This is a genomic window from Streptomyces yamdrokensis (assembly GCF_053890455.1).
This window is the reverse complement of record NZ_CM132679.1, coordinates 7,041,855-7,065,616: the sequence shown is the minus strand read 5'-3', so window position 1 is coordinate 7,065,616 and position 23,762 is coordinate 7,041,855. Positions and strand designations below refer to the sequence as shown.

The 23,762-nt window shown below is 71.5% G+C and carries 22 protein-coding genes, 1 tRNA gene, 2 pseudogenes and 1 riboswitch; of the genes and pseudogenes, 1 reads left to right on the top strand and 24 read right to left on the bottom strand.

Annotated features, from left to right (window positions below; genetic code table 11):
* Positions 1-18 precede the first annotated feature (18 nt).
* The 18 genes from ACWZEH_RS31210 to ACWZEH_RS31125 form a co-directional block, all read right to left on the bottom strand.
* On the bottom strand, positions 19-699 hold the full coding sequence (locus ACWZEH_RS31210) for a GPP34 family phosphoprotein (RefSeq protein WP_456194406.1): 681 nt from the start codon (positions 697-699) through the stop codon (positions 19-21).
* Between the two features lie 453 nt (positions 700-1,152).
* On the bottom strand, positions 1,153-1,854 hold the full coding sequence (locus ACWZEH_RS31205) for a TetR/AcrR family transcriptional regulator (protein WP_456194405.1): 702 nt from the start codon (positions 1,852-1,854) through the stop codon (positions 1,153-1,155).
* A gap of 52 nt (positions 1,855-1,906) precedes the next feature.
* A complete protein-coding gene (locus tag ACWZEH_RS31200) occupies positions 1,907-3,571 on the bottom strand; it encodes a carboxylesterase/lipase family protein (protein WP_456194404.1) in 1,665 nt (554 codons plus the stop codon).
* Positions 3,568-4,935, bottom strand: coding sequence for an MFS transporter (locus ACWZEH_RS31195; protein WP_456194403.1), 1,368 nt, complete (start codon positions 4,933-4,935; stop codon positions 3,568-3,570). The genes ACWZEH_RS31200 and ACWZEH_RS31195 overlap by 4 nt, the downstream gene beginning before the upstream one ends.
* Before the next feature lie 322 nt (positions 4,936-5,257).
* Positions 5,258-5,334, bottom strand: a tRNA-Pro gene (locus tag ACWZEH_RS31190).
* Positions 5,335-5,521: 187 nt separating this feature from the next.
* Entirely contained in the window at positions 5,522-5,881 is a 360-nt protein-coding gene (locus tag ACWZEH_RS31185; RefSeq protein WP_456194402.1) for an MmcQ/YjbR family DNA-binding protein, read from the bottom strand.
* A 129-nt stretch (positions 5,882-6,010) separates the two neighbouring features.
* Positions 6,011-6,139: a hypothetical protein gene (locus ACWZEH_RS31180; protein ID WP_456194401.1), complete on the bottom strand. Its 129-nt coding sequence runs from the start codon at positions 6,137-6,139 to the stop codon at positions 6,011-6,013.
* Between the two features lie 160 nt (positions 6,140-6,299).
* The gene (locus ACWZEH_RS31175) at positions 6,300-7,205 is read right to left on the bottom strand and encodes a LysR family transcriptional regulator (protein ID WP_456194400.1); all 906 of its coding nucleotides are present in this window, start codon (positions 7,203-7,205) and stop codon (positions 6,300-6,302) included.
* A gap of 13 nt (positions 7,206-7,218) precedes the next feature.
* Positions 7,219-8,418: a glycine C-acetyltransferase gene (locus ACWZEH_RS31170; protein ID WP_456194399.1), complete on the bottom strand. Its 1,200-nt coding sequence runs from the start codon at positions 8,416-8,418 to the stop codon at positions 7,219-7,221.
* A gap of 70 nt (positions 8,419-8,488) precedes the next feature.
* Positions 8,489-9,517, bottom strand: a complete 1,029-nt coding sequence (gene tdh / locus ACWZEH_RS31165) for an L-threonine 3-dehydrogenase (RefSeq protein WP_456199932.1) — start codon at positions 9,515-9,517, stop codon at positions 8,489-8,491.
* Between the two features lie 216 nt (positions 9,518-9,733).
* Complete coding sequence (locus ACWZEH_RS31160; protein ID WP_456194398.1) at positions 9,734-10,309, bottom strand: GAF domain-containing protein; 576 nt, start codon at positions 10,307-10,309, stop codon at positions 9,734-9,736.
* 60 nt (positions 10,310-10,369) lie between these two features.
* Positions 10,370-10,987: a GTP-binding protein gene (locus ACWZEH_RS31155; protein ID WP_456194397.1), complete on the bottom strand. Its 618-nt coding sequence runs from the start codon at positions 10,985-10,987 to the stop codon at positions 10,370-10,372.
* Positions 10,965-11,336: a DUF742 domain-containing protein gene (locus ACWZEH_RS31150; RefSeq protein ID WP_456194396.1), complete on the bottom strand. Its 372-nt coding sequence runs from the start codon at positions 11,334-11,336 to the stop codon at positions 10,965-10,967. The genes ACWZEH_RS31155 and ACWZEH_RS31150 overlap by 23 nt, the downstream gene beginning before the upstream one ends.
* 2 nt (positions 11,337-11,338) lie before the next feature.
* A complete protein-coding gene (locus ACWZEH_RS31145) occupies positions 11,339-11,773 on the bottom strand; it encodes a roadblock/LC7 domain-containing protein (RefSeq protein ID WP_456194395.1) in 435 nt (144 codons plus the stop codon).
* A 101-nt stretch (positions 11,774-11,874) separates the two neighbouring features.
* Positions 11,875-14,190 (bottom strand): ATP-binding protein, encoded by a 2,316-nt coding sequence (locus ACWZEH_RS31140; protein ID WP_456194394.1) that lies wholly within the window; start codon positions 14,188-14,190, stop codon positions 11,875-11,877.
* Positions 14,191-14,956: 766 nt separating this feature from the next.
* A complete protein-coding gene (locus ACWZEH_RS31135) occupies positions 14,957-16,183 on the bottom strand; it encodes an MBL fold metallo-hydrolase (RefSeq protein ID WP_456194393.1) in 1,227 nt (408 codons plus the stop codon).
* A gap of 134 nt (positions 16,184-16,317) precedes the next feature.
* Positions 16,318-17,103 (bottom strand): SGNH/GDSL hydrolase family protein, encoded by a 786-nt coding sequence (locus tag ACWZEH_RS31130; RefSeq protein ID WP_456199931.1) that lies wholly within the window; start codon positions 17,101-17,103, stop codon positions 16,318-16,320.
* 281 nt (positions 17,104-17,384) lie between these two features.
* The gene (locus ACWZEH_RS31125; RefSeq protein WP_456194392.1) at positions 17,385-18,386 is read right to left on the bottom strand and encodes a M23 family metallopeptidase; all 1,002 of its coding nucleotides are present in this window, start codon (positions 18,384-18,386) and stop codon (positions 17,385-17,387) included.
* Positions 18,387-18,388: 2 nt separating this feature from the next.
* Positions 18,389-18,552, bottom strand: a riboswitch (cyclic di-AMP (ydaO/yuaA leader).
* Between the two features lie 505 nt (positions 18,553-19,057).
* Here ACWZEH_RS31125 and ACWZEH_RS31120 point away from each other — a divergent pair.
* Entirely contained in the window at positions 19,058-19,855 is a 798-nt protein-coding gene (locus tag ACWZEH_RS31120; protein ID WP_456194391.1) for a tyrosine-protein phosphatase, read from the top strand.
* A 15-nt stretch (positions 19,856-19,870) separates the two neighbouring features.
* Here the strand turns inward: ACWZEH_RS31120 and ACWZEH_RS31115 are convergent, their stop codons facing one another.
* The 6 genes and pseudogenes from ACWZEH_RS31115 to hpnH all read right to left on the bottom strand — a co-directional run bounded on the left by ACWZEH_RS31115 (position 19,871) and on the right by hpnH (position 23,758).
* Positions 19,871-19,993 (bottom strand): DUF6126 family protein, encoded by a 123-nt coding sequence (locus ACWZEH_RS31115; RefSeq protein ID WP_384023001.1) that lies wholly within the window; start codon positions 19,991-19,993, stop codon positions 19,871-19,873.
* Positions 19,990-20,613, bottom strand: coding sequence for a helix-turn-helix domain-containing protein (locus ACWZEH_RS31110; RefSeq protein WP_456194390.1), 624 nt, complete (start codon positions 20,611-20,613; stop codon positions 19,990-19,992). The genes ACWZEH_RS31115 and ACWZEH_RS31110 overlap by 4 nt, the downstream gene beginning before the upstream one ends.
* 67 nt (positions 20,614-20,680) lie before the next feature.
* Complete coding sequence (locus ACWZEH_RS31105) at positions 20,681-22,126, bottom strand: aspartate aminotransferase family protein (RefSeq protein WP_456194389.1); 1,446 nt, start codon at positions 22,124-22,126, stop codon at positions 20,681-20,683.
* Positions 22,123-22,434: pseudogene (locus tag ACWZEH_RS31100) on the bottom strand (1-deoxy-D-xylulose-5-phosphate synthase); the annotation flags it as partial. The pseudogene ACWZEH_RS31100 and the gene ACWZEH_RS31105, both read right to left, overlap by 4 nt.
* 50 nt (positions 22,435-22,484) lie before the next feature.
* A pseudogene (locus ACWZEH_RS31095) lies at positions 22,485-22,702 on the bottom strand (flavodoxin-dependent (E)-4-hydroxy-3-methylbut-2-enyl-diphosphate synthase); the annotation flags it as partial.
* A gap of 33 nt (positions 22,703-22,735) precedes the next feature.
* Positions 22,736-23,758, bottom strand: a complete 1,023-nt coding sequence (hpnH, locus tag ACWZEH_RS31090; protein WP_456194388.1) for an adenosyl-hopene transferase HpnH — start codon at positions 23,756-23,758, stop codon at positions 22,736-22,738.
* Positions 23,759-23,762: the final 4 nt, after the last annotated feature.

Genomic DNA, 23,762 nt, shown 5'->3' with positions numbered 1-23,762 from the left:
GTTCTCGTCGCGCCCCGGTCATACGGCTCGCCAGATGTTGTCGAAGGCCGCCGCCTCGACGGCCCGGCGCTGTCGTACACCGGCCAGCTCGACGACGGCTTCGTTGACCGCGGCGAGCACGGTCACGATCCGGTCGTCGCCGAGATCCGCGAGGTCGTCGTGGTCCCCGAGGGCGTTGTCGGGATCGTCGGCGCCCGGGTCACCGGCGTCCCGGGCGCCGACGCCCGCGGCGGCGGCGAGGGCGGTGAGCACGGGTTCGTGCGCCGCCCAGCGGTCGTTCGCGTGACGGCGCGCCGGTGAGTCGGCCAGCGCCGAGGGGTCGATGCTCAGCGAAGGCTTCCGCGTCCGCCAACGGGGGGCAGCCGATCCCGTCGTCTCCGACTCCGCGAGATACGCGTCCACCAGGTCGCGGCCACGGCGCCACAGCCAGTCCTCGACCGGCTCGTGGGGTTCCTGCCGGACCAGCGAGGACGCGGCCTGCCGCAGCAGCGGATCGTCGGTGGCCGGGCCCGCGGCGGGCTCCGCCGCCTGCCGCGGGTCCGGCGCCACCACTCGGTCCCCGTCGAGGTCGGCGGCCCCGGTGTCGATGAGGTCGATCAGCTCCGCGCCCGCGAGCGCCAGCGACAGATCGCCCGGCTCGACGGACGTACCGGACCGTGTGTCGATGACGACGACGAGCAGATCCCGCGCTGTGGTCATGAGTGACTCCACATCAAAGGGGCGACGGAGAAGGGACAACGGGCTTCGGCGGGTCACCCGTCGCCCCCACAACCACGAGGGCGGCCTGCTCATTCCCGGCTCGTTCCCGGCTCATTCCCAAAAGGGGAGCACCACCGGCCGAAGGCGAGCCGGGCCGGGAAGGACGCGACGACGACGAAGACGATGCCGCCGGCGAGCACTCCGCCGAGCAGGAACAGCCCCGGGGCCGTCGCCGGCAGGTCGCGAGCCTGGTGCCCGGCGCGCGAGCCGTGACGCCGTGGACGGCGAGCGGCGGGAGCAGCCCGCCGATGACGCCGGTGACGCCGCGTACGGCGGCCACCGGCGAGGGGAGGCGGTACCGCGCGAAGAGGCCGGTGCGGGGGCGACGACTGCGGTCGCGGCAGCGGGCGGCCCGCGACGGCTCAGGCCACGCCGTCGTGCGGTGCCCCTGCCTCAGAACAGGTCCTGAGCCTCGTCACGCAGGGCGGCCAACGACCGCCGTGCTGCCGCGGTGTCGGGCAGGACGGCGAACAGCAGGGGGCCGCCCGCGCCCGGTTCCTCGGCGAGTGCCCGGCGGACCCACTCCATGCCTTCCTTGAGTTCGGCGTACGCGTCCGCCGTCCCGCCGCTGCGGGCGAAGTCGCCGAGCGCCGACCGGTGCATCGAGTCGATCAGCGCGGAGAGCGCCATCGGCAGGAACGGCGGACGGTCCGCCGGCAGGTGGTCGCGCAGGTACCCCCTGGTCAGGGACACGTAGCGCTCGTTCTCGAGTACTTCGCGCCTGCGCAGCTCGGGCACGATCCGGGTCAGCTTGAAGCGGCGGAGCACCAGTTCGGGCCTGCTGAGGAAATCGAGCATCACCACCTCGGTGGCCGCGATGACGACGTCCACCGCCGACCGTTTCGGGGTCGGCTCCACCAGGTGGCGCGCCAGCAGTTCCAGTCGTGCGGAGTGGTCGGGGAACGCCAGTTCGTCCTTGCCGTCGAAGTACCGGAAGACCGTCCGCCGGGACACCCGCGACGCGTCCGCGACGGCCTCCACGGTGACGCTCTCGTAGCCCTGCTCCAGGAACAGCGCCATCGCCGTCTCCGCGATGCGGTACTTCGTCTCCAGCCCCCGCTCGGCCACGGCTCCCGCCTCCCGGTCGTCGTTCACGAACCTGCCCGGAAGTCTATAGACCACGGCGGCGACAGGGCCGGGACGGCCGTCATCCCCCGCTCTCGACGGCTGCCGCCTGCCCGCCGAACATGCCTGGCCGGGCGGTCGCGGTCGTGTTCCCCGCGTCCAGGGTCATGTTGTCCGGCCATCGGCCCCACCGTGCGCCGAGGCCGTCGTGCTGCGGACTGCCGGTACGCACGAACGCGCGGACACTGTCCGTCATCATGTGCGACAGCTGGAGCCGTCCGGGCTCGTTGCGCCGGCTGAACGAGAACGCGAACACTCCCTGGTCGAAGGTGTGGAAGACGAACGGCAGGTCGATGGCGTGCGCCGCGCCGTAGACGGTGTCGAACGGTGCGGGCTGCTGGTTCCAGTCGAACCGGTAGTGGAAGAGACGCTCGTTTCCCGCCGCCTTCAGGGAGTCCATGGAGTCACGGATGATTCCGGTGAAGACGGCGTCGGTCAGTTCGCCGGCCGCCTCGTTCCATCCGCCGGGGGCGTCGGCCGGCAGGTACCGGTCGACGATGAAGTCGTCGACCCCCAGTCCGGACGGGCGGTCGGGATCGAACCGGTACTGCCACGTGAAGCGCTGGTAGTCGGTCGGGCGGTACGCACCGATGACCGAACCGAACAGCTTCCCCTCCTCCGCGGTGTTGCCGGCGAGCACCGGCACGTCGCGGTACCGTCCGGCCGCTACCGCGGCGTGAGGGTCGGTGGGCAGCACCGAGCCGTCCGCGATCACCCGGGGCGGGTCCCCCGTTTCGGCACCGAGCCGCACCTGCGCGCGGACGAGGTCGTCGGCCGGCATCGCCCTCAGGCGGCGCACGGCCTCGTCCGGTTCGTGCACCGCGCCCGCCGCCTCGTCCGCGAACCGCTCGGCGTAGGTGCGTGCCGATGCCGGCGTGGCGAACTGCAGGCCGCCGCTGAGCGGGATCGCCTTGTGCATCAGGCCCTTGCTCAGCGGCGAGACCATGAGCGCCCAGACGTTCACCGCGCCGGCGGACTCGCCCATGACGGTCACGTTCGAGGAGTCGCCGCCGAAGGCGTGCGCGTTGCGCTGGACGAAGCGAAGTGCCTCGACCTGGTCCAGCGTGCCGAAGTTGCCCGAGTCGTTGTCCGGCTCGCGGGTCTTGAGTCCGGGCAGGTCGAGCCATCCGAAGACGCCCAGGCGGTAGTTCACGGTGACCACGACCGCGTCGGCCTCGCGTGCCAGTGCGCGTCCGTCGTACATCGGGTCCGCCGAGTAGCCGACCATGTTGCTTCCGCCGTGGACGAACACGATGACCGGGAGGTTCTTGCGCGCGGTCGACGGGCGGAACACGTTGAGCGTGAGGCAGTCCTCCGAACCGACGGGTTTCCTCAGCCCGTCACGGATGTCGAGCCCGTAGTGCGGACCGCTCGGCGCCGGACTGAAGAAACGCCCCTCCTGGATGCAGCCGTCCCCGTGGCGGCGCGCGTCGCGCACTCCGCGCCACGGCCGGTGAGTCACCGGCGCACGCCAGCGCAACTGGTCGACGGGGGGCTCCGCGTACGGGACTCCGAGCCAGGCGAGAGTGCCGGTGGACCGGCTCTGGTCGATGCCCTTGACGAGTCCGAGGCTGGTGCGGCGCACCACGGACGACTCGTGTGCGCTCGCGGGCGACGTCACGCCCCACGAGGTGACGGTCGTCAGGACGCCGAGCAGGACGGCGACGACACGGTTGCGTACGTTCACTTCGCTCCCTTGGTGAGAACCCGCTCCGGCGACTCGTCCGTGTCACGGGCGGACCCGCGGTCCTCGGAGCGCACCGTGCGCCACAGCACCGGCACGAGCAGCGCCCCCAGGAGGGATGCTCCGATGAGCACGGCGTGCCCGGCCGCCTCACTGCCCCGGCTCTCGGCGAGTCCGTACAGGTACGGCCCGACGAATCCGCCCAGGAGTCCGACGGTGTTGATGAACGCCAGCCCGGCCGCCGCCATCAGCCCGGACATTCTCGCCATCGCCACCGACCAGTAGAGCGGGAGGACGCCGATGAGCAGCATCATGGCGGCATCGATCAGCAGGATACGCGTCAGGGCACCGTCGGAGGCGCTGTACGCGACCGCCACCAGGACCGTGGCGGCCGTCACGTACGTCAGGACCCGGATCTCGTCGCGCACACGGCGCTGGATCCACGGGATCACGAGTACGCCGACGAACGCGCTGATGCCCACGCTGCCGCTCACGACGCCGATCATGAAGGATCCTTCGACGTCGAGACTTTCGACGATCGACGGGAAGTTGTACTGGATCGCCACGCTGTTGACCTGGTTGGCGAAGTAGATCAGGGACAGCGCGATGATGAACGGCCGGGCGAAGGCGACCCTGAGGTTGCCCTTCAGGCTGCTGTGCCCGGGAGCCGTCCGCACGACCGCGCGGTCGTTGAGCACCCCGGCCTCCCGTGCCGTGAGCCACGGGGCGTCCTCGGGCCGGTCGGGCACCCGGGTCCACACGAGGTACGCGACGGCGACCGTGATCACGCCCTCGACGAGGAACATCCACTGCCAGCCGTACAGCCCGCCGGCTCCGTGGAGTTCCATGAGCGCCCCGCCGAGGGGGCCTCCGAGCGTGAGGCCGGCACACACGGCCAGGTAGATGATCCCGACCACCGTCACCCGCTGCTTCTGCGAGAACCAGACGGTGACGATGTACATGAGCGCCGGGTAGAGCCCCGCCTCGGCCGCTCCGAGCAGGAACCGGACGATGTAGAACGACAGCTCGCCCTGTACGAACATCATGCAGGAGCACAGCAGGCCCCAGGTCACGGCTATACGGGTGATCCACCGGCGCGGACCGACGCGGTGCATGATCAGGTTGCTGGGCACCTCGAGAAAGGCGTAGCTGAGGAAGAAGACACCGGCACCGACGCCGTACGCCGCGGCGCTGATGCCCACGTCGGCTTCGAGCGCCGTCTTGGCCATGCCGACGTTGGTGCGGTCCACGAAGGCCATGAAGTACACGAGGCACAGGATCGGCAGAAGACGGAACGCGGCCTTGCGGCTCGCCGTGGCATGCAGGACGTCGTCGATGTCGTCCGGCTCGGTTCGCTGCTGCTTCACAACGGTCTCCCGGAGGTTTACGGCACTGGATGCCATCCGTTGACACCCGGTGACGATGGACCGTGTCACACGTCACACCGGTGCGCAAGATCTGTGCACACACCGAGTTGAGCCGACTCGCGGCATCACCGCCTCCCGGACACCCGGGGCGTCACCCGCCGGCCGGCGGGTGGGGCGGTGTCACCGACACTGCGGGCTGGGGGTGACGGGACCGCGCCGTCGGCGGGGCGGACGAGGAGGCGGGCCCGGGCCGGCTCCCGCCCAGGAACAGCAAAAGCCGTTTCCGCTGTCCGCGGAAACGGCTTCCGACCTGCGATGAAGCTGGTCGGGACGACAGGATTTGAACCTGCGACCCCTTGACCCCCAGTCAAGTGCGCTACCAAGCTGCGCCACGTCCCGTTGCCCGTCTGACCTGGTGGTTTCCCCGGGCCGACGTGCACCGAAACAATACCGCACCCAGGGGGATGATCGCGCACCCCTTTGGCCGAGTGGCAGCGCCTTCGAGGAGTCGGGGCCCGTTCTGATCGCCGCTCCGGCCGGGCCCCGAACCAACGGCCGACGCCTTCGCCGACGAAGCCCCGCGTGCTCACTCCCCCGGCGGCCGGCCCAGCCCGGGATGGGCGTCGAGCAACCGGGGCGGGGCCGCCTGACGCCAGGAGTCGGCGAGGATGTCACGCAGTTCGTCCTCGTCCTCCAGGGCGGCGAGGCGGGCCCGGACCCAGGCGAACTGCGCCTCGTGGCCGGCTGTCCAGAACTTCTCCGGCTCCGCGAGGGCCAGTTCGTCGCGCTCCTCCTTGGGACAGCGCACGGCGATGGACGTCTCGTCCTCGGGCAGGGTGACGAACATCTTCCCCGCCACCCGGAACGTGGGCATGCTCCAGGCCACTTTCTCCGTCGTGTCCGGCAGGGACAGCGCGATCCGTCGTACGTCTTCGGCATCCGGCATGGCAGGCACCGTAGCGGTCGGCACTGACAATCACCCGGTGGCAGCGGCGAGGGGCCGTGCGGGCGCCGGGGAGCGCGGCGGGCGAGACGACAAGAACCCGTCCCGCGTGGGCGGTCGGGCGACGCGCGGTCAGATGGACCTGTCCGTGCCCGGGAAGACGGGCACGGACAGGTGGGGCACGAACGGGGAGACCACGCCGACCAGGGTGGCGCGGCCGAGGGGCACGCCGGTCATCGACAAGGTGTCCGCTGCTTCCACGAGCGCGTCTTCTCCTCGAGTCCGTTCCCGCGTGGCCCATGTGCCTCGCGCAGCCGCACGGCCGACTGCGGGGACGGCCGGACGGACCGCTTCGGTTCCGCCGGGAGGAGGCCGGCCCGGGAACGGGGAATCGACGCCGCCGACGCCGCCGTGTCCGGCCCTACGCCTCGCCGGCGGCCTCGCCGAGCGCGTCCAGGACCGGGCGGATCAGCGGGTGGCCCTCGGCTCCCCGGCGTACGGCGGCGAAGACCCGGCGTGTCGGCGCGACACCGTCGACCGGTCGGACGGTCACGCCGGTCAGGTCCGTGCCGCGCAGCGCCGAGCGCGGGACCAGTGCGACGCCCACGTCCGCCGAGGCCAGGGCCACCACCGCGCGGAAGTCGTCCGAGGAGTGCTCGAGCCGGGGCTGGAATCCGGCGTTCTCGCAGGCCAGGACGACGACATCGTGGCAGGGGTTGCCGGGGTACGGGCCGATCCACGGGTCCTTGGCCAGCTCGGCCAGCGGTACCTCGGCGATGTCGGCCAACCGGTGCGTGACGGGGACGACCGCGTCGAAGGGCTCCGCGTACAGGGGGACGTGCGTCAGGCGGGGGTCGTCGGCGGCCGGCGCCCCGCGGTACTCGACGGCCACGGCCACGTCGACCTGCCGGTCCAGGAGCATCGGCAGGCTGGCGTCGCCCTCGGCGTCCTGGACACGGATGCGGATACCGGGCGCCCCCGCGGCGAGGCGGACCACCGCGGGGACGACGACCTGGGCGATCCCGGTCGCGAAGGAGGCGACGGTGACGGTGCCGGCCGCGCCCGAACCGTATGCGGCGAGTTCGGCCGCGGCCCGCTCCAGCTGGGCGAGGACCACATGGGTGTGGCCGAGCAGGATCTCACCGGCCGGGGTCAGCCGTACGCCCTTGGCACCCCGCTCCACCAGCCGGTGGCCGGTCTCCTGCTCCAGCGCGGCAAGCTGCTGGGACACCGCGGACGGTGTCAGATACAGCGCGGCGGCCGCCGCCGTGACCGTGCGGTGGTCGGCCACCGCACGGAGGATGTGGAGCCGCCGTGCCTCGATCATGCAACCGATTCTCTCAGGCGTCGAGCTCCGCCCGCGCCGCCACGAAGGCCTCCACCACGCGGTTCACGTCCTCGGTCGAGTGCGCGGCGGACAGTTGGACCCGGATCCGGGCCTGCCCCTCGGGCACCACGGGGTAGGAGAAGCCGATCACGTAGACACCGCGCTCCAGCAGCAGCTCCGCCAGGCGTCCCGCGCGGGACGCGTCGCCGATCATCACCGGGGCGATGGGGTGGTCGCCGGGGAGGATGTCGAAGCCCTCCTCGGTCATCCGGCGGCGGAACAGGGCGGTGTTCTCGCCCAGCCGGACCCGCAGGTCGTCGGCGGACTCCAGCAGGTCGAGGACCTTCAGCGAGGCCGCGGCGATCACCGGGGCGAGCGTGTTCGAGAACAGGTACGGCCGGGAGCGCTGGCGCAGCAGGGCGACGATCTCCGCGCGGGCGGCGACATAGCCGCCGGAGGCACCGCCGAGTGCCTTGCCGAGGGTGCCGGTGAGGATGTCGACGCGGTCCATGACGCCGTGCAGTTCGGGCGTGCCTCGTCCGCCGGGTCCGACGAAGCCCACGGCGTGCGAGTCGTCGACCATGACCATGGCGTCGTGACGTTCGGCGAGGTCGCAGATCTCGGCCAGCGGTGCGACATGGCCGTCCATGGAGAAGACGCCGTCGGTGACGATCAGCTTGCGGCGCGCCCCGCCCTCGGTGGCCTCCTTCAACTGGCGTTCCAGGTCGGCCATGTCGCGGTTGGCGTAGCGGAAGCGGCGGGCCTTGGACAGGCGGATGCCGTCGATGATCGACGCGTGGTTCAGCGCGTCGGAGATCACCGCGTCCTGCGCGCCGAGCAGGGTCTCGAACACGCCTCCGTTGGCGTCGAAGCAGGACGAGTAGAGGATCGTGTCCTCCTGGCCGAGGAACGCCGACAGCCGCGCCTCCAGGTCCTTGTGCACCTCCTGCGTGCCGCAGATGAAGCGCACCGAGGCCATGCCGTAGCCCCAGCGGTCGAGGGCCTCGTGGGCGGCGGCGAGCACCTCGGGGTGGTCGGCGAGGCCGAGGTAGTTGTTGGCGCAGAAGTTGAGGACCTCACCGGGCTGGCCGCCCGCGGTGACGTTCACCGTGGCGGACTGCGGGGTGCCGATCACGCGCTCGGGCTTGTGCAGTCCGGCGGCGCGGATCTCGTCGAGGGTGGCGCGGAGGTCGTCGCGCACGGAGTCGAACATCGGGAAGCTCCTGAAAGTGCTCGCGGAAGAGGAAGGGGAGGAGGGGGCGCCGAGAACGGCGCGAGGCGGGCTACGCCGTCCAGTCGAGGATGATTTTTCCGCTGCGGCCGCTCGCCGCGTCCTCGAAGGCCGCCTCGAAGTCGCGGTGGGAGTACCGGCCGGTGATCACGGGGGCGAGGTCCAGGCCGCCTTCGAGGAGCACCGACATGGCGTACCAGGTCTCGAACATCTCACGGCCGTAGATCCCCTTGAGGGTGATCATCGAGGTGACGATCCGGGACCAGTCGACCGCAAACTCCTCGGCCGGCAGGCCGAGCATCGCGATCCGGCCGCCATGGGTCATGTTGGCGATCATGTCGCGCAGCGCCTCGGGCCGGCCGGACATCTCGAGGCCGATGTCGAAGCCCTCGCGCAGGCCGAGGAGGTGCTGCCCGTCGGCGATCGCCGAGTCCCGCACGTTCAGCGCCAGGCTCACGCCGATCTTGCGGGCGAGTTCCAGACGCTCCTCGCTGACGTCGGTGATCATGACGTGGCGGGCGCCGGCGTGCCGGGCCACCGCGGCGGCCATCAGGCCGATCGGTCCGGCACCGGTGATCAGGACGTCCTCGCCGACGAGCGGGAAGGACAGGGCGGTGTGCACGGCGTTGCCGAACGGGTCGAAGATCGCGGCGACATCGAGGTCGACGGGGACGCGGTGCACCCAGACGTTGGCCGCGGGCAGGGTGACGTACTCGGCGAACGCGCCGTCGCGGCCGACGCCGAGGCCGATGGTGGCACGGCACAGGTGCCGACGGCCGGCCTGACAGTTGCGGCACTTGCCGCACACCAGGTGGCCCTCGCCGCTGACCCGGTCACCGGTCTTGATCTCGCCGACGTCCCGGCCGGTCTCGACGACCTCGCCGACGAACTCGTGCCCGAGGATCAGCGGGGTGCTGATCGTCTGCCGGGCCCAGCCGTCCCAGGCACGGATGTGCAGGTCGGTACCGCAGATACCGGTGCGCAGCACCTTGATGAGTACCTCGCCGGGGCCGACGGCCGGCTCCGGGACGTCCGCGAGCCACAGCCCGGGTTCGGCCTTGTCCTTGACGAGCGCCTTCAACGCCACGGCTCCTCGGGGTGAGTCCCGGCTCCGGGCATGCCGGAGCAGCCCTGGCCGGAAGCGGGGTGGGATCGCACTGCAATCTGCCGTACGACACCATCACCGGTCCATCGAGGATTTCTTAAGCGCGGCCACAGCTTTCCTTCACGCCGTCACCCCATCGGCCGCAGCACACCGCGTCCGCGGGCTCGAAGAAGCGGGCCCGTCTCCGCGGTTTCAGAAGGGCAGTCCGTGTCTCTCCCCGTGTTCGAGGCGTACGACGAGATCCGCGGCCCGTTCCTTGATGGCGGCGAGCCCTTCCTGTCCCCAGGCCCGGGGGCGGATGTCGGAGACGGACACGGTGCCCAGCACCGTGCCGGTGCTGTCGATGAGCGGGGCACCCAGGTAGGAGCGCACCCCGAACTCGTCGACGACCGGGTTGCCCGCGAACCGGGGATAGTCGCTCACGTCCCCCAGGACCAGTGCCTTGCGGCGGGCCACCACATGGGGGCAGAAGCCGTGGTCGCGGGGCAGCGACCGGCCCAGCAGTGCGCCGGTGCCGTCGCCGCGGACGACGGGGGCGACCGCCGGGGTGTGCAGCCCGGCGAAGAACTGTCCCTCCTCCCCCAGGAAGTTGACCATGGCGTACACCGCCCCCGTGAGCTCGGCGAGCCCGTACGCGAAGGCGTCGAGCGTGGGCTCGGGACGCTCGCCCAGTCCCAGCCGGCGCAGCCGCTCGATGCGGGCCGGGGCTTCCTTGTCCTCGGGGGTGAGCAGCAGACGACCGGCCGGACGCGGCGGGTCGTAGCTCATGGGCGGGCTCCCTGAATGTGGGCACATGTCATATACGGGCTCCGTGGTGGTGTGTGGGGATCACATGTGGGCGCGGTACCCCGTCGCGGGGGCCGGGGCGTGGGCGATGAGATGGCGGACCAGGGTCAGCAGGGTCTGGACGCCCGAGCTGGAGATCCGGGCGTCGCAGCACACGACGGGGATTCCGGCCGGCAGGTCCAGGGCTGTGCGTACCTCCTGGGGGTCGTAGCGGAAGGCGCCGTCGAACTCGTTGACGGCGATGATGAAGCCGAGGCCGCGTTGCTCGAAGAAGTCGACGGCGGCGAAGCACTCCTCCAGGCGTCGGGTGTCGGCGATGACGACCGCGCCGAGGGCGCCCTCGCAGAGTTCGTCCCACATGAACCAGAAGCGTTCCTGGCCCGGTGTGCCGAACAGGTAGAGCACGTGTTCCCGGTCCAGGGTGATGCGGCCGAAGTCCATCGCCACGGTCGTCTCGACCTTGTTCTCGATGCCGTCGAGCCGGTCGGTGGCAGCGCTGACCGTGGTGAGCAGTTCCTCCGTGCTGAGCGGCGCGATCTCGCTGACCGCGCCGACGAAGGTGGTCTTGCCCACGCCGAACCCGCCCGCCACGAGGATCTTGAGCGCGGTGGGGAACACGTCGGCGGCTGCGCCGCGGTCAGAGCTGTCGTCGTAGTCCATCAAGCACTGCCTCCAGAAGGGCCCGGTCCGTCGGGTTGTGGTCGAACACGGGGGGCTTGGTGGTGAGGCCTCCGCTGTCGACGAGGTCCGCCAGCAGCACCTTGGTGACGGCCAGCGGCAGCTTGAGGTGGGCGGCCACCTCGGCGACCGGGAGGGGCGCGCGGCACAGTTCGAGTGCCTGCGCGTGCTCGGGGCCGAGGTAACCGAAGGGGGTGGCCCCGGTGGCCATCACCTGTGACATCAGGTCGAGTTCGACGGTGGGGCGGGTGCGGCCGTCGCTGACGGTGAAGGGGCGCACCAACCGCCCGGCCGCGTCGTCCAGCCAGGGGCCGTCACCGGCCGTCGTCACGTTCAAGGCCTCATCGCCGGCGGTTCGACGGCGGGCTGCCGGGGGGCGGTCACCAGGTACGGCCGCACGCTCTTGACCAGCATGGCCATCTCGTAGCCGAGCACCGCCGCGTCGGCCTCGCGGCCGGCCAGCACGGCGAGGCAGGTGCCGGAACCGGCGGTGGAGACGAACAGCAGCATCGAGTCGAGTTCGACGACGACCTGGCGGACGTCGCCGCCCCCGGCGAAGCGGATGCCGGCACTGCGGCCGAGGGAGTAGAGGCCGGAGGCCAGGGCTGCCATGTGGTCGGCGCTGTCCGCGTCGAGACCGTGCACGGACTTCACCAGCCCGTCGCAGGAGAGCAGTACGGCGCTGGAGGTGTGCGGCACCCGTTGCACGAGGCCGCTCATCAGCCAGTCGAGATCGGAAACGTGGGCGGTCGGCGCATCGCTCGCCATGGTGGATCGACTCCTTGGGGTACGAAGGTCTGCGGGAGCGCTGGGGGCGGGGACGGGCGGGGAGGTGAGGGCCCGGTAGGGGGAGGAGGGTGCGGGCGTGCTCATCCGGCGGGTGCGCTCCCGTCGTGCCGTGCGGTGGGGTGGTCGGTGCGGGGCGCGGGCACGCCGTCGCGGGCTCCGCGTGCTTCCTGGGCTGCCGCACGCGTGGGACGCGCGTCGGCGGGGTGGGACTCCGTGGTGGGGGACTCCATCGCGTGAGTCGTGACGCTGTGGTGCGGGTCCGTGAAGCGGGCGGCCACGTAGTGGGTGTCGACGGAGTGGGTGTCGACGGAGTGGGTGTCCATCGGGTGGGCGGGGGGACTGGGGCGCTCGCCCATGGGTGACGACGGCGGCCCGGGCAGGGACGCCGTGTGGTCGCCCGCCATGTGGTCGTCGGCCGTGCCGTCATGGCACAGGTCGCCGCGGCCCACGTCCTCGTTCCCCATGTGGCCCGTGTCCATGGACTGTTGGGTTTCGGCGAGGCTGACGCCCCGCCGGAAGGCCGCCATCAGGTGGGGGTCGTGCCCGGCGACGTGCTCGGTGTCCTGGCGCGGCGTGGGACCGTCGCGGAGCTGGGGCGCCAGGTGTTCCTGGGCACGGCGGAGGGGCAGTCGGGGCCTGCCCGTGGTGCCGCGCACCGTGGTGCTGCGTGGGGTGAGGGGAACGGTCCCGATCCCGCTCTCCTCGAGCGTCCGCCGGTCGCCCGGGGTGACCCCGGGCACGGCCTCGGCCGGATTGGGCCGCACCGCGCGGGCGCCGCGCAGCGGCAGGGGTGGCGCCACGCCGTCGGGAGCCGTCGGGGCCGGGGCGGTGGCCCGGTCATGGTGCCGCGCGGACGGTACGGCGGGGGGCGACACCGGGGTGAGGGACGTCCCGCTCCCGGATTCCGGCGACAGGCCGGATCCGGTCTGCCGCACGAGGCCGGTCCGCGCGTCGGGCCCGGTCTGCGGGCCGGTGTCGTCGGCGTACGGACCGGTGCCCGTCTGCGGCCCGGCCGGCTGCCGGCCGCCCCCGTGCCCGGCGGGACCGTTCGGCGGGAGGCTGCCGGACGCGGGGACGGCATGCGCGGGCCGGTGTACCGGTCCGCCGCTGTGTTCCGCGCCCGGTGCCGCGTGATTCCGGGGCAGCCGGCCTGCGCCCGCGCCCTGCTCCGCGGACCACTGCTCGGCGCCGAGCAGGGCCTGCGGCACCACGAGCACGGCTTGCACTCCGCCGTAGATGTTGTTCTGGAGCCGGACCTGGATGCCGTGCCGCCGCGCGAGCTGCGAGACCACGTACAGGCCGATGCGCCCGTCGGCCAGCAGGCTGGCGACATTGACCTGGTCGGGGTCGGCGAGCAGGGCGTTCATCCGGTCCTGCTCGCCCACGGGCATGCCGAGCCCGCGGTCCTCGACCTCGACGGCGAGCCCGGAGGTGACGAGACCGGCGCGCAGCAGCACCTGGGTGTGCGGGGCGGAGTACAGCGTGGCGTTCTCGACGAGTTCGGCGAGCAGGTGGATGACGTCGGCGACGGCGTGCCCGCGCAGGGTGCCGTCGACCGGCGGCACGAGTTTGACCCGTGAGTACTGCTCGACCTCGGCGATGGCCGAGCGCAGCACCTCGGTCATGGAGACCGGGTGGCTCCACTGCCTCCGGGAGACGGCCCCGCCGAGGACGGCTAGGTTCTCGGCGTGGCGGCGGATGCGGGTCGCGAGATGGTCGACGTGGAAGAGGCCCTTGAGCAGGTCGGGGTCCTCGATCTCGTTCTCCATCTCGTCGAGGATGGAGATCTCACGGTGCACCAGGGACTGCAGACGCCGGGCCAGGTTGACGAACACCTCGAGCTTCTGCTCGCTGCCCGCCTGGCTGGAGAGCCGGGACGCCTGGACGACGGCGGTGACGGCGCTGTCGTGGGCCCGGGACAGGTCGGCGGCGAGCCGGTCGAACTCGTCGGCGTCCCCCGGCGTTCTGCCCGGCTGCGTGCGCGGGGGCGGGCCGTCGCCGCGGCGCAGGGTGTCCACGAGGGCATGCAGATCGGCCTCGCGCCGGGCCGTGCTCCGGCGCAGGCGCTCGACGCGGTCGTGCACGGCCTGCGCCGCGCGGTCGGCGGCGACGGCGGCGATGACGATGCCGGCGAGGGTCACCGACACCGCGCCGCCGAGCACGCCCCACAGGGGCGCGCCCGGCCGTACGCCGGTGGAGCGGATGAGGAACAGCACGGCGGCGCAGGCGCTGAGGGCGACCGCCACGGGCGGCAGGACGGCGAGCCGCAGCAACTGGGGCCGTATCTGCGCCTCGGGGTGCGCGGGGGCGGGCCGGGAGGGCGGGCGTCCGTGCCGTCCGCCCTCCCGGCGGTCCGTGCGGGAGGGCGGACCGGCGGGAGGGCGGGGGTCGGGCATGGGTGTCCTCGAACTGGTCCGTCGGTCCTGGGTGCGGGGTGAGCGCGTGGCGCCACGGCCGCCGGGCGCGCGGGAGCGGTTCCGTGCATCGCGCGGCTCGCCGCCGCGTGGTACGGGAGTACGCCCGTCGCCGGCATCGGCACGCGGGCCGGCCGGCGGCCCGTCCGGGACGCCCGCGGCTGTCTGCGACCCGGCAGGCGCGCCGGGCGCACCGGTCACGCCCGAGGCGCCGGCCGGGACCGAGCGCCGGGGCGTGGCACCCCGGCCTCTTTCTCGTCCGCCTCCGCCTTCTGCCTGCACCTACCGGTCCCCGCTCCCTGATCCGATCTGATGGGCGCGACCCCGTGGCGCGATGCGCCGAGCGACGGGTGTCGTCGCGGTGTCGCCGTACCGGTCGGGGACGCCTCGGAAGGCCGAGGGCGTCGGCCATGCGTCACCCGACCGACACTCACCGTAGCCACCACCGCATCATGTGCGGTGGTCAGTTGACAAACTCGCACGGACAGCGTCCCGCTCTGGTATGAGGCTTCGTACGACAGACCGATAAACCCACCTCCCCCTCACCAAAGAACGGGCGCCAATCGATCCGACCTGCTCAGATATGGTCACCGGGAAACGCCGAGGGCCGGGGAGCTCGCAGCTCCCCGGCCCTCGTCCTTCCATCCGGCCGCCCGGTCGGAGGCCATCTCAAAGGCCCTCCTCAGGGGCCCTCCCGCACTGTGCGCCACTCATGAATATCACTCAAAGTAGCGATCGAGGCCAAGGATCATTCCTCCCCCACCAGGTCCAGGCCCTCGTGGGAGGAGTCGGTGACGGGGTCGGGCAGCGGCCACTTGTGGTCCGGGACGTGTCCCAGGCCCCGCCACCACGGCTCGGCCGGCAGCTCCCCGGCGGGCTCGAACGGCAGGCCCGGGACGGGGAAGGCGGCGGGCTGCCCGACCGCGTCGGCCGCCGCCATGGTCCACTCGCCGGGCTCCGCCCACGGATGCGGCGCCAGGTTGAAGGTGCCCCAGTGGATCGGCAGGAGGACTCCGCCCGGCCGGCCCTGCTGGAGGTCGAGGTGGGCCCGGAGGCCTTCGGCGGGGTTCATGTGGATCTCCGGCCAGGAACCCGGTCCCGGAATCGGGTCCGACTGTCCCTTGGGCCAGAAGTCCGAGTACGCGCCGATCTGGATCATCGTCGCGTCGAAGGGGCCGTGGGCGGCGCCGATGTCCTTGAAGCCGTCGAAGTAACCGGTGTCCCCGCTGTGGTAGACGCGGTGTTCCCCGCCCGCGACGACCCAGGAGGCCCACAGGGTGTGCTGCGTGTTGCGCAGGCCCCGGCCGCAGAAGTGGCGGGCCGGGGTGGCGGTGAGGGTGAGTCCGCCGGCCTCGGTCGCCTCGTGCCAGTCCAGTTCGCGCAGCCGGCCGGCGGACACGCCCCAGTGCTCGAGATGGGCGCCCACGCCGAGCGGCACGGCGAACAGCGTGTCCGTGCCGGCCAGCGCCTTGATGGTGGGCAGGTCCAGGTGGTCGTAGTGGTCGTGCGAGATCACGACGACGTCGACCGGGCCGAGCGCGGCCAACGGCAGGGGTGCCGGGTGCAGCCGCTTCGGGCCTGCGAAGGGGAACGGGGAGCAGCGCTCGCCCCACACGGGGTCGAACAGCACCCGCCGCCCGTCGATCTCCGCGAGCACACTGGAGTGTCCCATCCAGGTCAGGCGCAGTCCAAAGGCCGGCGGGCGGGCCAGGTCGGCGAGAGTGGTGGCGTGCACCGGCAGGGGGTGGTGCGGGGCCCGGCGGGACCGGGTCTCCTTGTCGAAGTAGGTCTTCGCCAGGTCCCGGGACGAGCCCGGGGGCCGGGGCCGGGTGGGGCCTTTGGGATTCTGGAACACGCCGTCCCGGTAGTGCGGGGACCGGCGGATGCGCGCCATGCGCTCACCGGCGGGGTCCGCGCCGAAGGCCGCGGGCCGTAGCGCACGGAGCCCGGAGCTCTGGGAACGGATACCGGCCACGATGCCTCCAAGTGGAATCGGTCAGACATTCCATTATGTGCGTCGGTGCGGCGCCGCGGAGACGGGTGCGCGCGCCCGCACCGGGCTCCGTACGCGCCCCCTCCCCGCTCCCCTTCGCGCCCTCACGCCCGGTGTCAGGCCACCGCGGCGATGCGCTCCCTGATGTCACCCGGGGACAGCACTCCCTTCGCCGTCACATGGTCCCCCGACGACTCCCCGCGCAGCCTGCGTCCTATCCACGGCACCAGGTACTCGCGCGCCCACTGGACGTCGTCCCGCCGGACGTGGAGGCTGCCGCGCGGCGGCAGCGGGGGCCATGCCTGCTCCGGGTCGGCCGGGATGTCCAGGCCGAGGGCCTGGCCCGCGCGGAGCGCCACGCGGGTGTGTCCCTCGGGCGACAGGTGCAGCCGGTCGGCGTCCCAGGCCCTGCGGTCCTGGATGCTCCTCAGGGACCACAGGTCGAGCACCGGACAGCCGTACCGGTCGGCGACGGCCCGCACGTGCCCGTTGTAGGTGGCGATCTTGCCGCGCAGATGCCTCAGCAGGGGCACTCCCCGGGTGTCGAACCCGGTCGTCACCAGCACCGTGCCGGAGGCGGCCGTGAGCGCGGCGATCGCCCGCTCGAAACGCTCGGCCACCTCGTCCGGGTCACTGCCGGGGCGCAGGATGTCGTTGCCGCCCGCACAGAACGAAACCAGTGCGGGGGCCAGCTCGACGGCCCGCGGGAGCTGGTCGGCCACGACCTGGTCGAGCAGTTTCCCGCGCACCGCGAGATTCGTGTACTGGAAGTCGCCTTCGGGGCGCCGGTCGGCGAGGAGTACCGCGAACCGGTCGGCCCAGCCGACGAACGCCCCGCCGGGGCCGGGGTCGCCGACGCCCTCGGTGAAGCTGTCCCCCACCGCCACGTACGACCCGATCACTGGCTTGCTGTCATTCTTCGAATCGTCTGCCACAACCGGACATGATTCACCTTCGAATGTGACCTACGCGACCGTAGGAAGGCATTGACGGCCGGTGAGATAAGCCACTCGCAAAGCATCGGCCAATTCCGGAATAGCCCTCGGGAGGGGGATGTTGGGCGGCGGGCGACGTGACGTACGGAACACTCCGGGCACACACCGAACACACCGAACGCGCCGAAGGCCGGACCCGGGGATCGGGGTCCGGCCTTCGGCGCGTGCCGGGCAGGTTGCCGCGGGGGTCAGCCGATGGAGACGCCCTTGCCGCGGAGGTAGGAGACCGGGTCCACGTCCGAGCCGTAGTCCGGCGTGGTGCGGATCTCGAAGTGCAGGTGCGGGCCGGTCGAGTTGCCGGTGGAGCCCGAGAGGCCGACCTGCTGGCCGCCGCTCACGGCCTGGCCGGCCGAGACGGACAGCGAGGACAGGTGGGCGTACTGGGCGTAGTGGCCGTCGTTCAGCTTGATGACGACCTGGTTGCCGTACGCGCCGGCCCAGCCGGCGGAGACGACGGTGCCCGGGCCCACGGCCTTCAGGGAGGTGCCCGTCGGGACGGCGAAGTCGACACCGGTGTGGTAGCCGCTGGACCACATGCTGCCGGCCACCTTGTAGGCGGTGCCGAGGCCGCCGCCGGGCACCGGCGAGCTGTAACCGGAGGTGTTCGCGGCCTGGTTCACGGTCGCCGCACCGGAGGACGCCTTCGACGCGGACTGCTCGGAGGAGTCCGAGGACGGCTTCGAAGCGGACTGCTCCGAGGACTCACCGGCCGCCGCCGGCTTCGACGCGGAGGACGGAGCGGACGAAGAGGGTGAAGCGCTCCTCTCGGGAGAAGAGGACTTCTTCGGCGTACCGGTCGCGGCGGCCTTGCCGTCGACCGAGAGCTTCAGACCGGGGTGGATGAGCGACGGGTCACTGCCCACAGCCTCGCGGTTGTCGGCGTAGAGCTGCTTCCAGCCGCCGTCGACGCTCTCGGACTCGGCGATCTTCGCCAGGTAGTCGCCGCCCTTCACTATGTACGTGCGGGCGTCGCCCCCCTCTTCGCCGTCGGTCTTCACGCCGTCAGCCGTCTTGCCGGCGACGGAATACGACTGGACGGCCTTTTCCGGAGCGATCTGCACAGGGGCGGCGTTCGCTCCGGTGGCACCGAGAAGCGGCAGGGCGAGTGCGGCGCCACCGGTCCCGGCGACGGCGATGGAACGGGTGAAACGCAAAGCGCTGGGGCGGCGGTGCTTACCCTTTGCGGGCATGACGAATTCCTCTCCGGCGCCTACGAGGTGAGCTGTCGGGTTCGGACTGGAGATGCCCGGCCGCGCCGAAACGCGGCTTAACCCCGAGCCGTTCCGGAGACCGGAACAGGCAGTCGTACCTGTGGGTCCCCCGCTCCTGCCGCACACGGGTCAGAGTGTGAAGGCTCCGGACAGCGGCAGGATTAGGCGTCTGTCCGGATCGATGGTGAACGTAGGCGACCGGGACGCAAAGGAACAAGCGCGATCTTCCGAGCAAAGGCGCATTTGTGTGATCCATTGACATAAAAACCGTCACCCAGAGTCGCCCCGATTGTCACGCACCCCCGAATCCCCTTGCGAAACACCGAAATTACGTGAGCATGGCGACAACGCATCGTCACCTCTATGACGATGCTCACCACCCCATTCCCATCTCCCTTTCTATCGGGGCATGTTATGACGAAACTATCCAAACGGACAGAACGCCCGAATAGCAGAAGAAGGGGCCTTTCGGTCCGGCTGGGGGCCGCTCGGGAGCCGTCACGGGTCCGTCCGCGCAGGCGGCTCGAGACCGCCGGCTGCCACGCCGCCGGCCCGGTCACCAACTCATGGCCCCGCCAGGCATGTCGTATCGTCGGGTGACACCCGTCGACGCCGCCGCGCCGGCGGCGCAGAGTGGGAAAGGGGCCCCCGTGACGCAGCAGATCCCGTCGACCGAACCCGAGCTCACCGGTGTGCGCAATTTCCGTGACGTGGGCGGCCTGCCGACCGTCGACGGCCGCCGGGTGCGGCACGGGATGCTGTTCCGCAGCGGCCACCTCGCACACGCCACCGAGGAGGACGCAGCCTTCCTGTCCTCCCTGGGACTGCACACCGTCTTCGACTTCCGTAACGCGGCCGACCACAAGCTGGACGGACGGGACATCGAGCTGCCCGGCGTGCGCAATGTGAACCTGCCGCTGAGCGACCCGGCCGACGGCGCCGAGTTCTGGAGGATGGTCCGGGACGGGGACCTCGACCAGCTCCGCGCGATCCTCGCCGACGGCAAGGGAGCGGACCGGATGATCGCCTCGTACCGCGCGACCGTGACGCAGCGCACCTCCGAACACTCCCGCGTGCTGATCTCGCTCGCCGAGGAGAGCCTGCCCGCGCTGATGCACTGCGCGGCGGGCAAGGACCGCGCGGGCCTGTCGGTGGCGGTGACGTTGCTCGCGCTGGGCGTGGAACGGGACGCGATCTTCGACGACTACCTGAAGTCCAGCGCCGCGCACCGCCGCTACAAGGTGCGCCGCAGCGCCACCTCCGCCTCGGCCTACTCACCCGAGGTCATGGAACTGCTCGACCCGCTGTTCGACGCCCGCGCCGAGTATCTGTCGGCCGCGCTCGAGACGATCGAGGAGACCTGGGGCGGCGTGGACCCCTACCTCGAGCAGGCTCTCGGGTTCACCCCCGAGTACCGGGAGCGGCTGCGCGATCGCATGCTGGACTGAGCGGCCCCTCGAGGGCTACGCCTTCGCGCCCAGCTCGAAGAGCAGGTAGATGAAGGCCGCGAAGAGGTGGCCCACCACGACGTAGATGAACAGCCTCACCCACAGGGCGCGAGGGAATTTCTCCTCCATGTCCTTCATGACACATCTCCATGGGTGGGGCCCAGGCACAGGGCGGCCGTGGGGCTCTGCAGCAGGGTGTGGACGAACAGCAGCTCGACCCCGTCGGGGTCCTCGGCGGCGATGCGGTGCGGCGTCAGCGAGTCGAAGTGCGCGCTGTCGCCCGGAGCGAGGCGGTGCAGGGTGTCCCCGAGGCGGAGCCGCAGCCGCCCCCCGAGGACGTACAGCCACTCCTCGCCGGGGTGGACCCGAACGATGTCGCCCTGGGATCCCTGCGGGACCAGGACCCGCAGGGCCTGCATCCCGCGCCCCGCGGAACCGGCCTGCCGGTAGGTCCAGCCGCCGGCCGTGGTCGGCTCCATGCCGGCGGCGCGCACCACGGCTTCACGGTCGGCGGCGGTCTCACCGAGCAGTCCGGAGACCGTCGTACCGTAGACGCGGGCGAGGGAGAGCAGCATCGGCAGCGAGGGCTGGCGCTGTCCGGTCTCCAGCCGGGAGAGGTGGGCGGGCGACAGTCCCGCGTCGCGGGCGGCGGCCTCCAGCGTCAGGGAGGCCCGGCGCCTGAGGGCGCGCAGCTGCGGGGCGACCGCGGGAAGCGCGTCGGCCGGTTCGGCCGGCGTCCCGGCCTCGGGGGAACTCATGACTCCATTCAGCCGTAGCTTTGCCCGGGGGGCAAATTTTTTGCCTCCCGGGCAAGAAGTGTCGTTCTCACCGGTCGGCGACCGCCTGCTTCACCAGTGTCCTGCCGAACTCCCACACCAGACCGCCCTCATGGGCATCGTCCATGACCGCGGTGAAGGCGTCCACGAACCGGTCCACCTCCCGCTCGCCGATGATCAGCGGCGGGATCAGCTTGATCACCTCCAGGTGGTCGCCGGAGACCTGGGTGAGGATCCTGTGCTTCTGCAGCAGCGGGACGACCACCATCTGCGCGAAGAGCCCTTTGCGCGCGGCCTGCAGCATGGCCCAGCGACCGCGCAGCTTCAGCGACCGCGGCCGGCCGAACTCGATGCCGATCATCAGGCCCCGGCCACGGACGTCGGCGAGCAGCTCGTAGGTGTCGACGAGGGCCGCGAGCCGGGACCGCAGCAGCTCCCCGGTGGCCCGGACGTTCGCGACGATCTGCTCGTTCTCCATGACCGACAGCACCGCGAGGCCGGCCGCCATGGCCTGGGCGTTGCCCCCGAAGCTGGCCGAGTGGACCAGCACCCGGTCCATCGACGAGTAGACCTTGCGGAAGATCCGGTCCTTGCCGAGCGTGGCCCCCACCGGGACGTAACCGCCGGAGAGCGCCTTGGCCACGCACACCAGGTCCGGTTCGACCCCTTCCTCGTGCTGGTAGGCGTAGAAGTCGCCGGTCCGTCCGAGCCCGGTCTGCACCTCGTCGGCGATCAGCAGCGCCCTGTGCCGGTGCAACAACTCCTGGGCGGTACGCAGGTAGCCGGGCGGGGTCGCGTGCACGCCCTTGCCCTGGATGGGTTCCACGATGAGGGCGGCGACGTCGCCCTTGGCCAACTCCTTTTCCAGCGCGTCCACATCGCCGAGGGGTACGGCCGTGTCGGGCAGCAGTGGGGCGAATCCGTCCCGGAAGCCGGACTCACCGTTGACGGACAGGGAGCCGGTGGTCAGCCCGTGGAAGGCGTGCGCGCAGTACAGGACGCGGGGCCTGCCGGTGGCGTACCGGGCGAACTTCAGCGCGGTCTCGACTGCCTCCGTGCCGCTGTTGCCGAAGAACACCCGGTCCAGGTGAGGACTGTGGGTGAGCAGCTTCTCGGCCAGCAGTCCGGGCAGCGGCGGGCAGTCGAAGCGGGTGAGGTCGGCGAGCGAGGCGTCGAGGACGTCGTGCAGGGCCTTGCGGACCACGGGGTGGTGGCGCCCCAGGCCCATCACCCCGAATCCGGCGAGCATGTCCAGGTGGTCGTTGCCGTCCGCGTCCCAGAAGTGGGCTCCCTCGGCACGTTCGTAGACCTTGTCGAACCCGATGGTGTGCAGCATGCGCGGGAGCTGGTGGTTGAGGTGTCTGGTGTGCAGCTCGTAGCGCTCGGCTCCGCGCTCGGCCAGCAGTGCGCCGAGGTCGAAGTCCCCGGCCGCCCGTGACGGCTCCGACGGCTCCGACGGCTCCGACGGCTCCGGGGCGGACTCCGCAGTGGTCATGGCTGTTCCTCCCGTTGCTCCCGTGGTTCCCCTTGCCCCCACTGCTCCCGCTGTTTCCCGGGCGGTTCGTTCCGGAGCTGCCGCTCCTCCTCCACGTCCGGGCTCGCGCCGATCCGGCCGGCGATCCCGACGGGCGTCAGGCCGATGTCCGCCGGCACCTCACCGCGCTCGGCGTGCGCGAGGAACTGCCCCGGAACGCCGAACCGCCGTACCGGCACGTCGACATCGGCGTCGCCCGGCGCCAGTGCCAGTGCCACGGCCGAACCCACGCCCGCCGCACCGCTGTTGTCCTCGACGACGGCCACGAGGAGGATCTGCCCCTTGCCGTTGCCCGAGGCCACACCCAGGTCGGCCTCGCGGGCCTCCCCCGGGCCGCGTCCTGCGTCGGACACGCCGCCCGCACGGTCTGGCCCCCGACGCCGTCAGCTCCGCGATCCGCTGCGACGTCGCCCCGACGTCCGACGTACGCGTGGTCGTCGTCGACCGCACCCACACCGGCGCGTCCCCGCCCACCACCACCGGCCCGACCGGGATCCGCCGGCTCCTGCGCCGCGGGGCGGGCGGCCGCACCGGCATCCTCGGGACCCGAGGAGGACAGCCGTCACGGCGTCACTCCCTGTTTCCCGAGACCGTCTCGCGCAGGGCGCGCAGGGACTCCTTCAGGGACCCGGTGGTGGCGAGGACGGCGGTGGGTTCGTAGCCGCAGTGCGCCATGCAGTTGGCGCAGCGCGGGTCCTTGCCGCGGCCGTACTTGTCCCAGTCGGTCTTCTCGATCAGTTCCCGGTACGTCGGCACATAGCCGTCGCTCATCAGGTAGCAGGGACGCTGCCAGCCGAAGAGCGAGTAGTTCGGGATCGCCCACGCGGTGCACGGGAAGTCGACCCTTCCCTCGAGGAAGTCCAGGAACAGGGGCGAGTGGTTGAGCCGCCAGCGACGGCGGTTGCCACCGGCGAACGCCTTCCTGAACAGCTCGCGGGTCTGCTCCACACCGAGGAAGTGCTCCTGGTCGGGGGCCTTCTCGTAGGCGTAGGCGGGCGAGATCATCATCTCGTCGACCCTGAGGTCGTCGTTGAGGTAGTCGAGTACCTCGATGACGGTCTGCGGGGTGTCGGTGTTGAAGAAGGTCGAGTTGGTGGTGACCCGGAAGCCGCGCCGCTTGGCCTCCTTGATGGCGGCCACCGCCTCGTCGAACACGCCCTCCTTCGCGACGGACTCGTCGTGCCGCTCGCGCAGCCCGTCGATGTGCACGGCGAACGCGAAGTACGGCGACGGGGTGAACTTGTCCATCTTCCTGCGCAGCAGCATGGCGTTGGTGCACAGGAACACGTACTTGCGCCGTGCCACCAGCTGGCGGACGATCTCGTCGATCTGGGGGTGCATCAGCGGTTCGCCGCCGGCGATCGACACCATCGGCGCCCCGGACTCCAGTACCGCGCCCACGGCCTGCGCGACCGGCATGCGCTGCTTGAGCACCCCGGCCGGGTGCTGGATCTTCCCGCAGCCCTCACAGGCCAGGTTGCAGGCGAAGAGCGGTTCCAGCTCGACGATCAGCGGAAACTTGTCACGTCGGCGGAGCTTCTGTTCGGCCAAGTATGTGGCGACCTTGACGGACTGACGCAGCGGCATGGCCATCTGG

Bases quoted from the DNA above. Each gene is read 5' to 3' on its own strand.
- ACWZEH_RS31210 (WP_456194406.1), bottom strand. From the start codon at position 699: ATGACCACAGCGCGGGATCTGCTCGTCGTCGTCATCGACACACGGTCC.
- ACWZEH_RS31185 (WP_456194402.1), bottom strand. From the start codon at position 5,881: ATGCCGGATGCCGAAGACGTACGACGGATCGCGCTGTCCCTGCCGGAC.
- ACWZEH_RS31175 (WP_456194400.1), bottom strand. From the start codon at position 7,205: ATGATCGAGGCACGGCGGCTCCACATCCTCCGTGCGGTGGCCGACCAC.
- ACWZEH_RS31170 (WP_456194399.1), bottom strand. From the start codon at position 8,418: ATGTTCGACTCCGTGCGCGACGACCTCCGCGCCACCCTCGACGAGATC.
- ACWZEH_RS31160 (WP_456194398.1), bottom strand. From the start codon at position 10,309: ATGAGCTACGACCCGCCGCGTCCGGCCGGTCGTCTGCTGCTCACCCCC.
- ACWZEH_RS31155 (WP_456194397.1), bottom strand. From the start codon at position 10,987: ATGGACTACGACGACAGCTCTGACCGCGGCGCAGCCGCCGACGTGTTC.
- ACWZEH_RS31145 (WP_456194395.1), bottom strand. From the start codon at position 11,773: ATGGCGAGCGATGCGCCGACCGCCCACGTTTCCGATCTCGACTGGCTG.
- ACWZEH_RS31140 (WP_456194394.1), bottom strand. From the start codon at position 14,190: ATGCCCGACCCCCGCCCTCCCGCCGGTCCGCCCTCCCGCACGGACCGC.
- ACWZEH_RS31125 (WP_456194392.1), bottom strand. From the start codon at position 18,386: ATGCCCGCAAAGGGTAAGCACCGCCGCCCCAGCGCTTTGCGTTTCACC.
- ACWZEH_RS31115 (WP_384023001.1), bottom strand. From the start codon at position 19,993: ATGAAGGACATGGAGGAGAAATTCCCTCGCGCCCTGTGGGTGAGGCTG.
- ACWZEH_RS31110 (WP_456194390.1), bottom strand. From the start codon at position 20,613: ATGAGTTCCCCCGAGGCCGGGACGCCGGCCGAACCGGCCGACGCGCTT.
- ACWZEH_RS31105 (WP_456194389.1), bottom strand. From the start codon at position 22,126: ATGACCACTGCGGAGTCCGCCCCGGAGCCGTCGGAGCCGTCGGAGCCG.
- hpnH (WP_456194388.1), bottom strand. From the start codon at position 23,758: ATGGCCATGCCGCTGCGTCAGTCCGTCAAGGTCGCCACATACTTGGCC.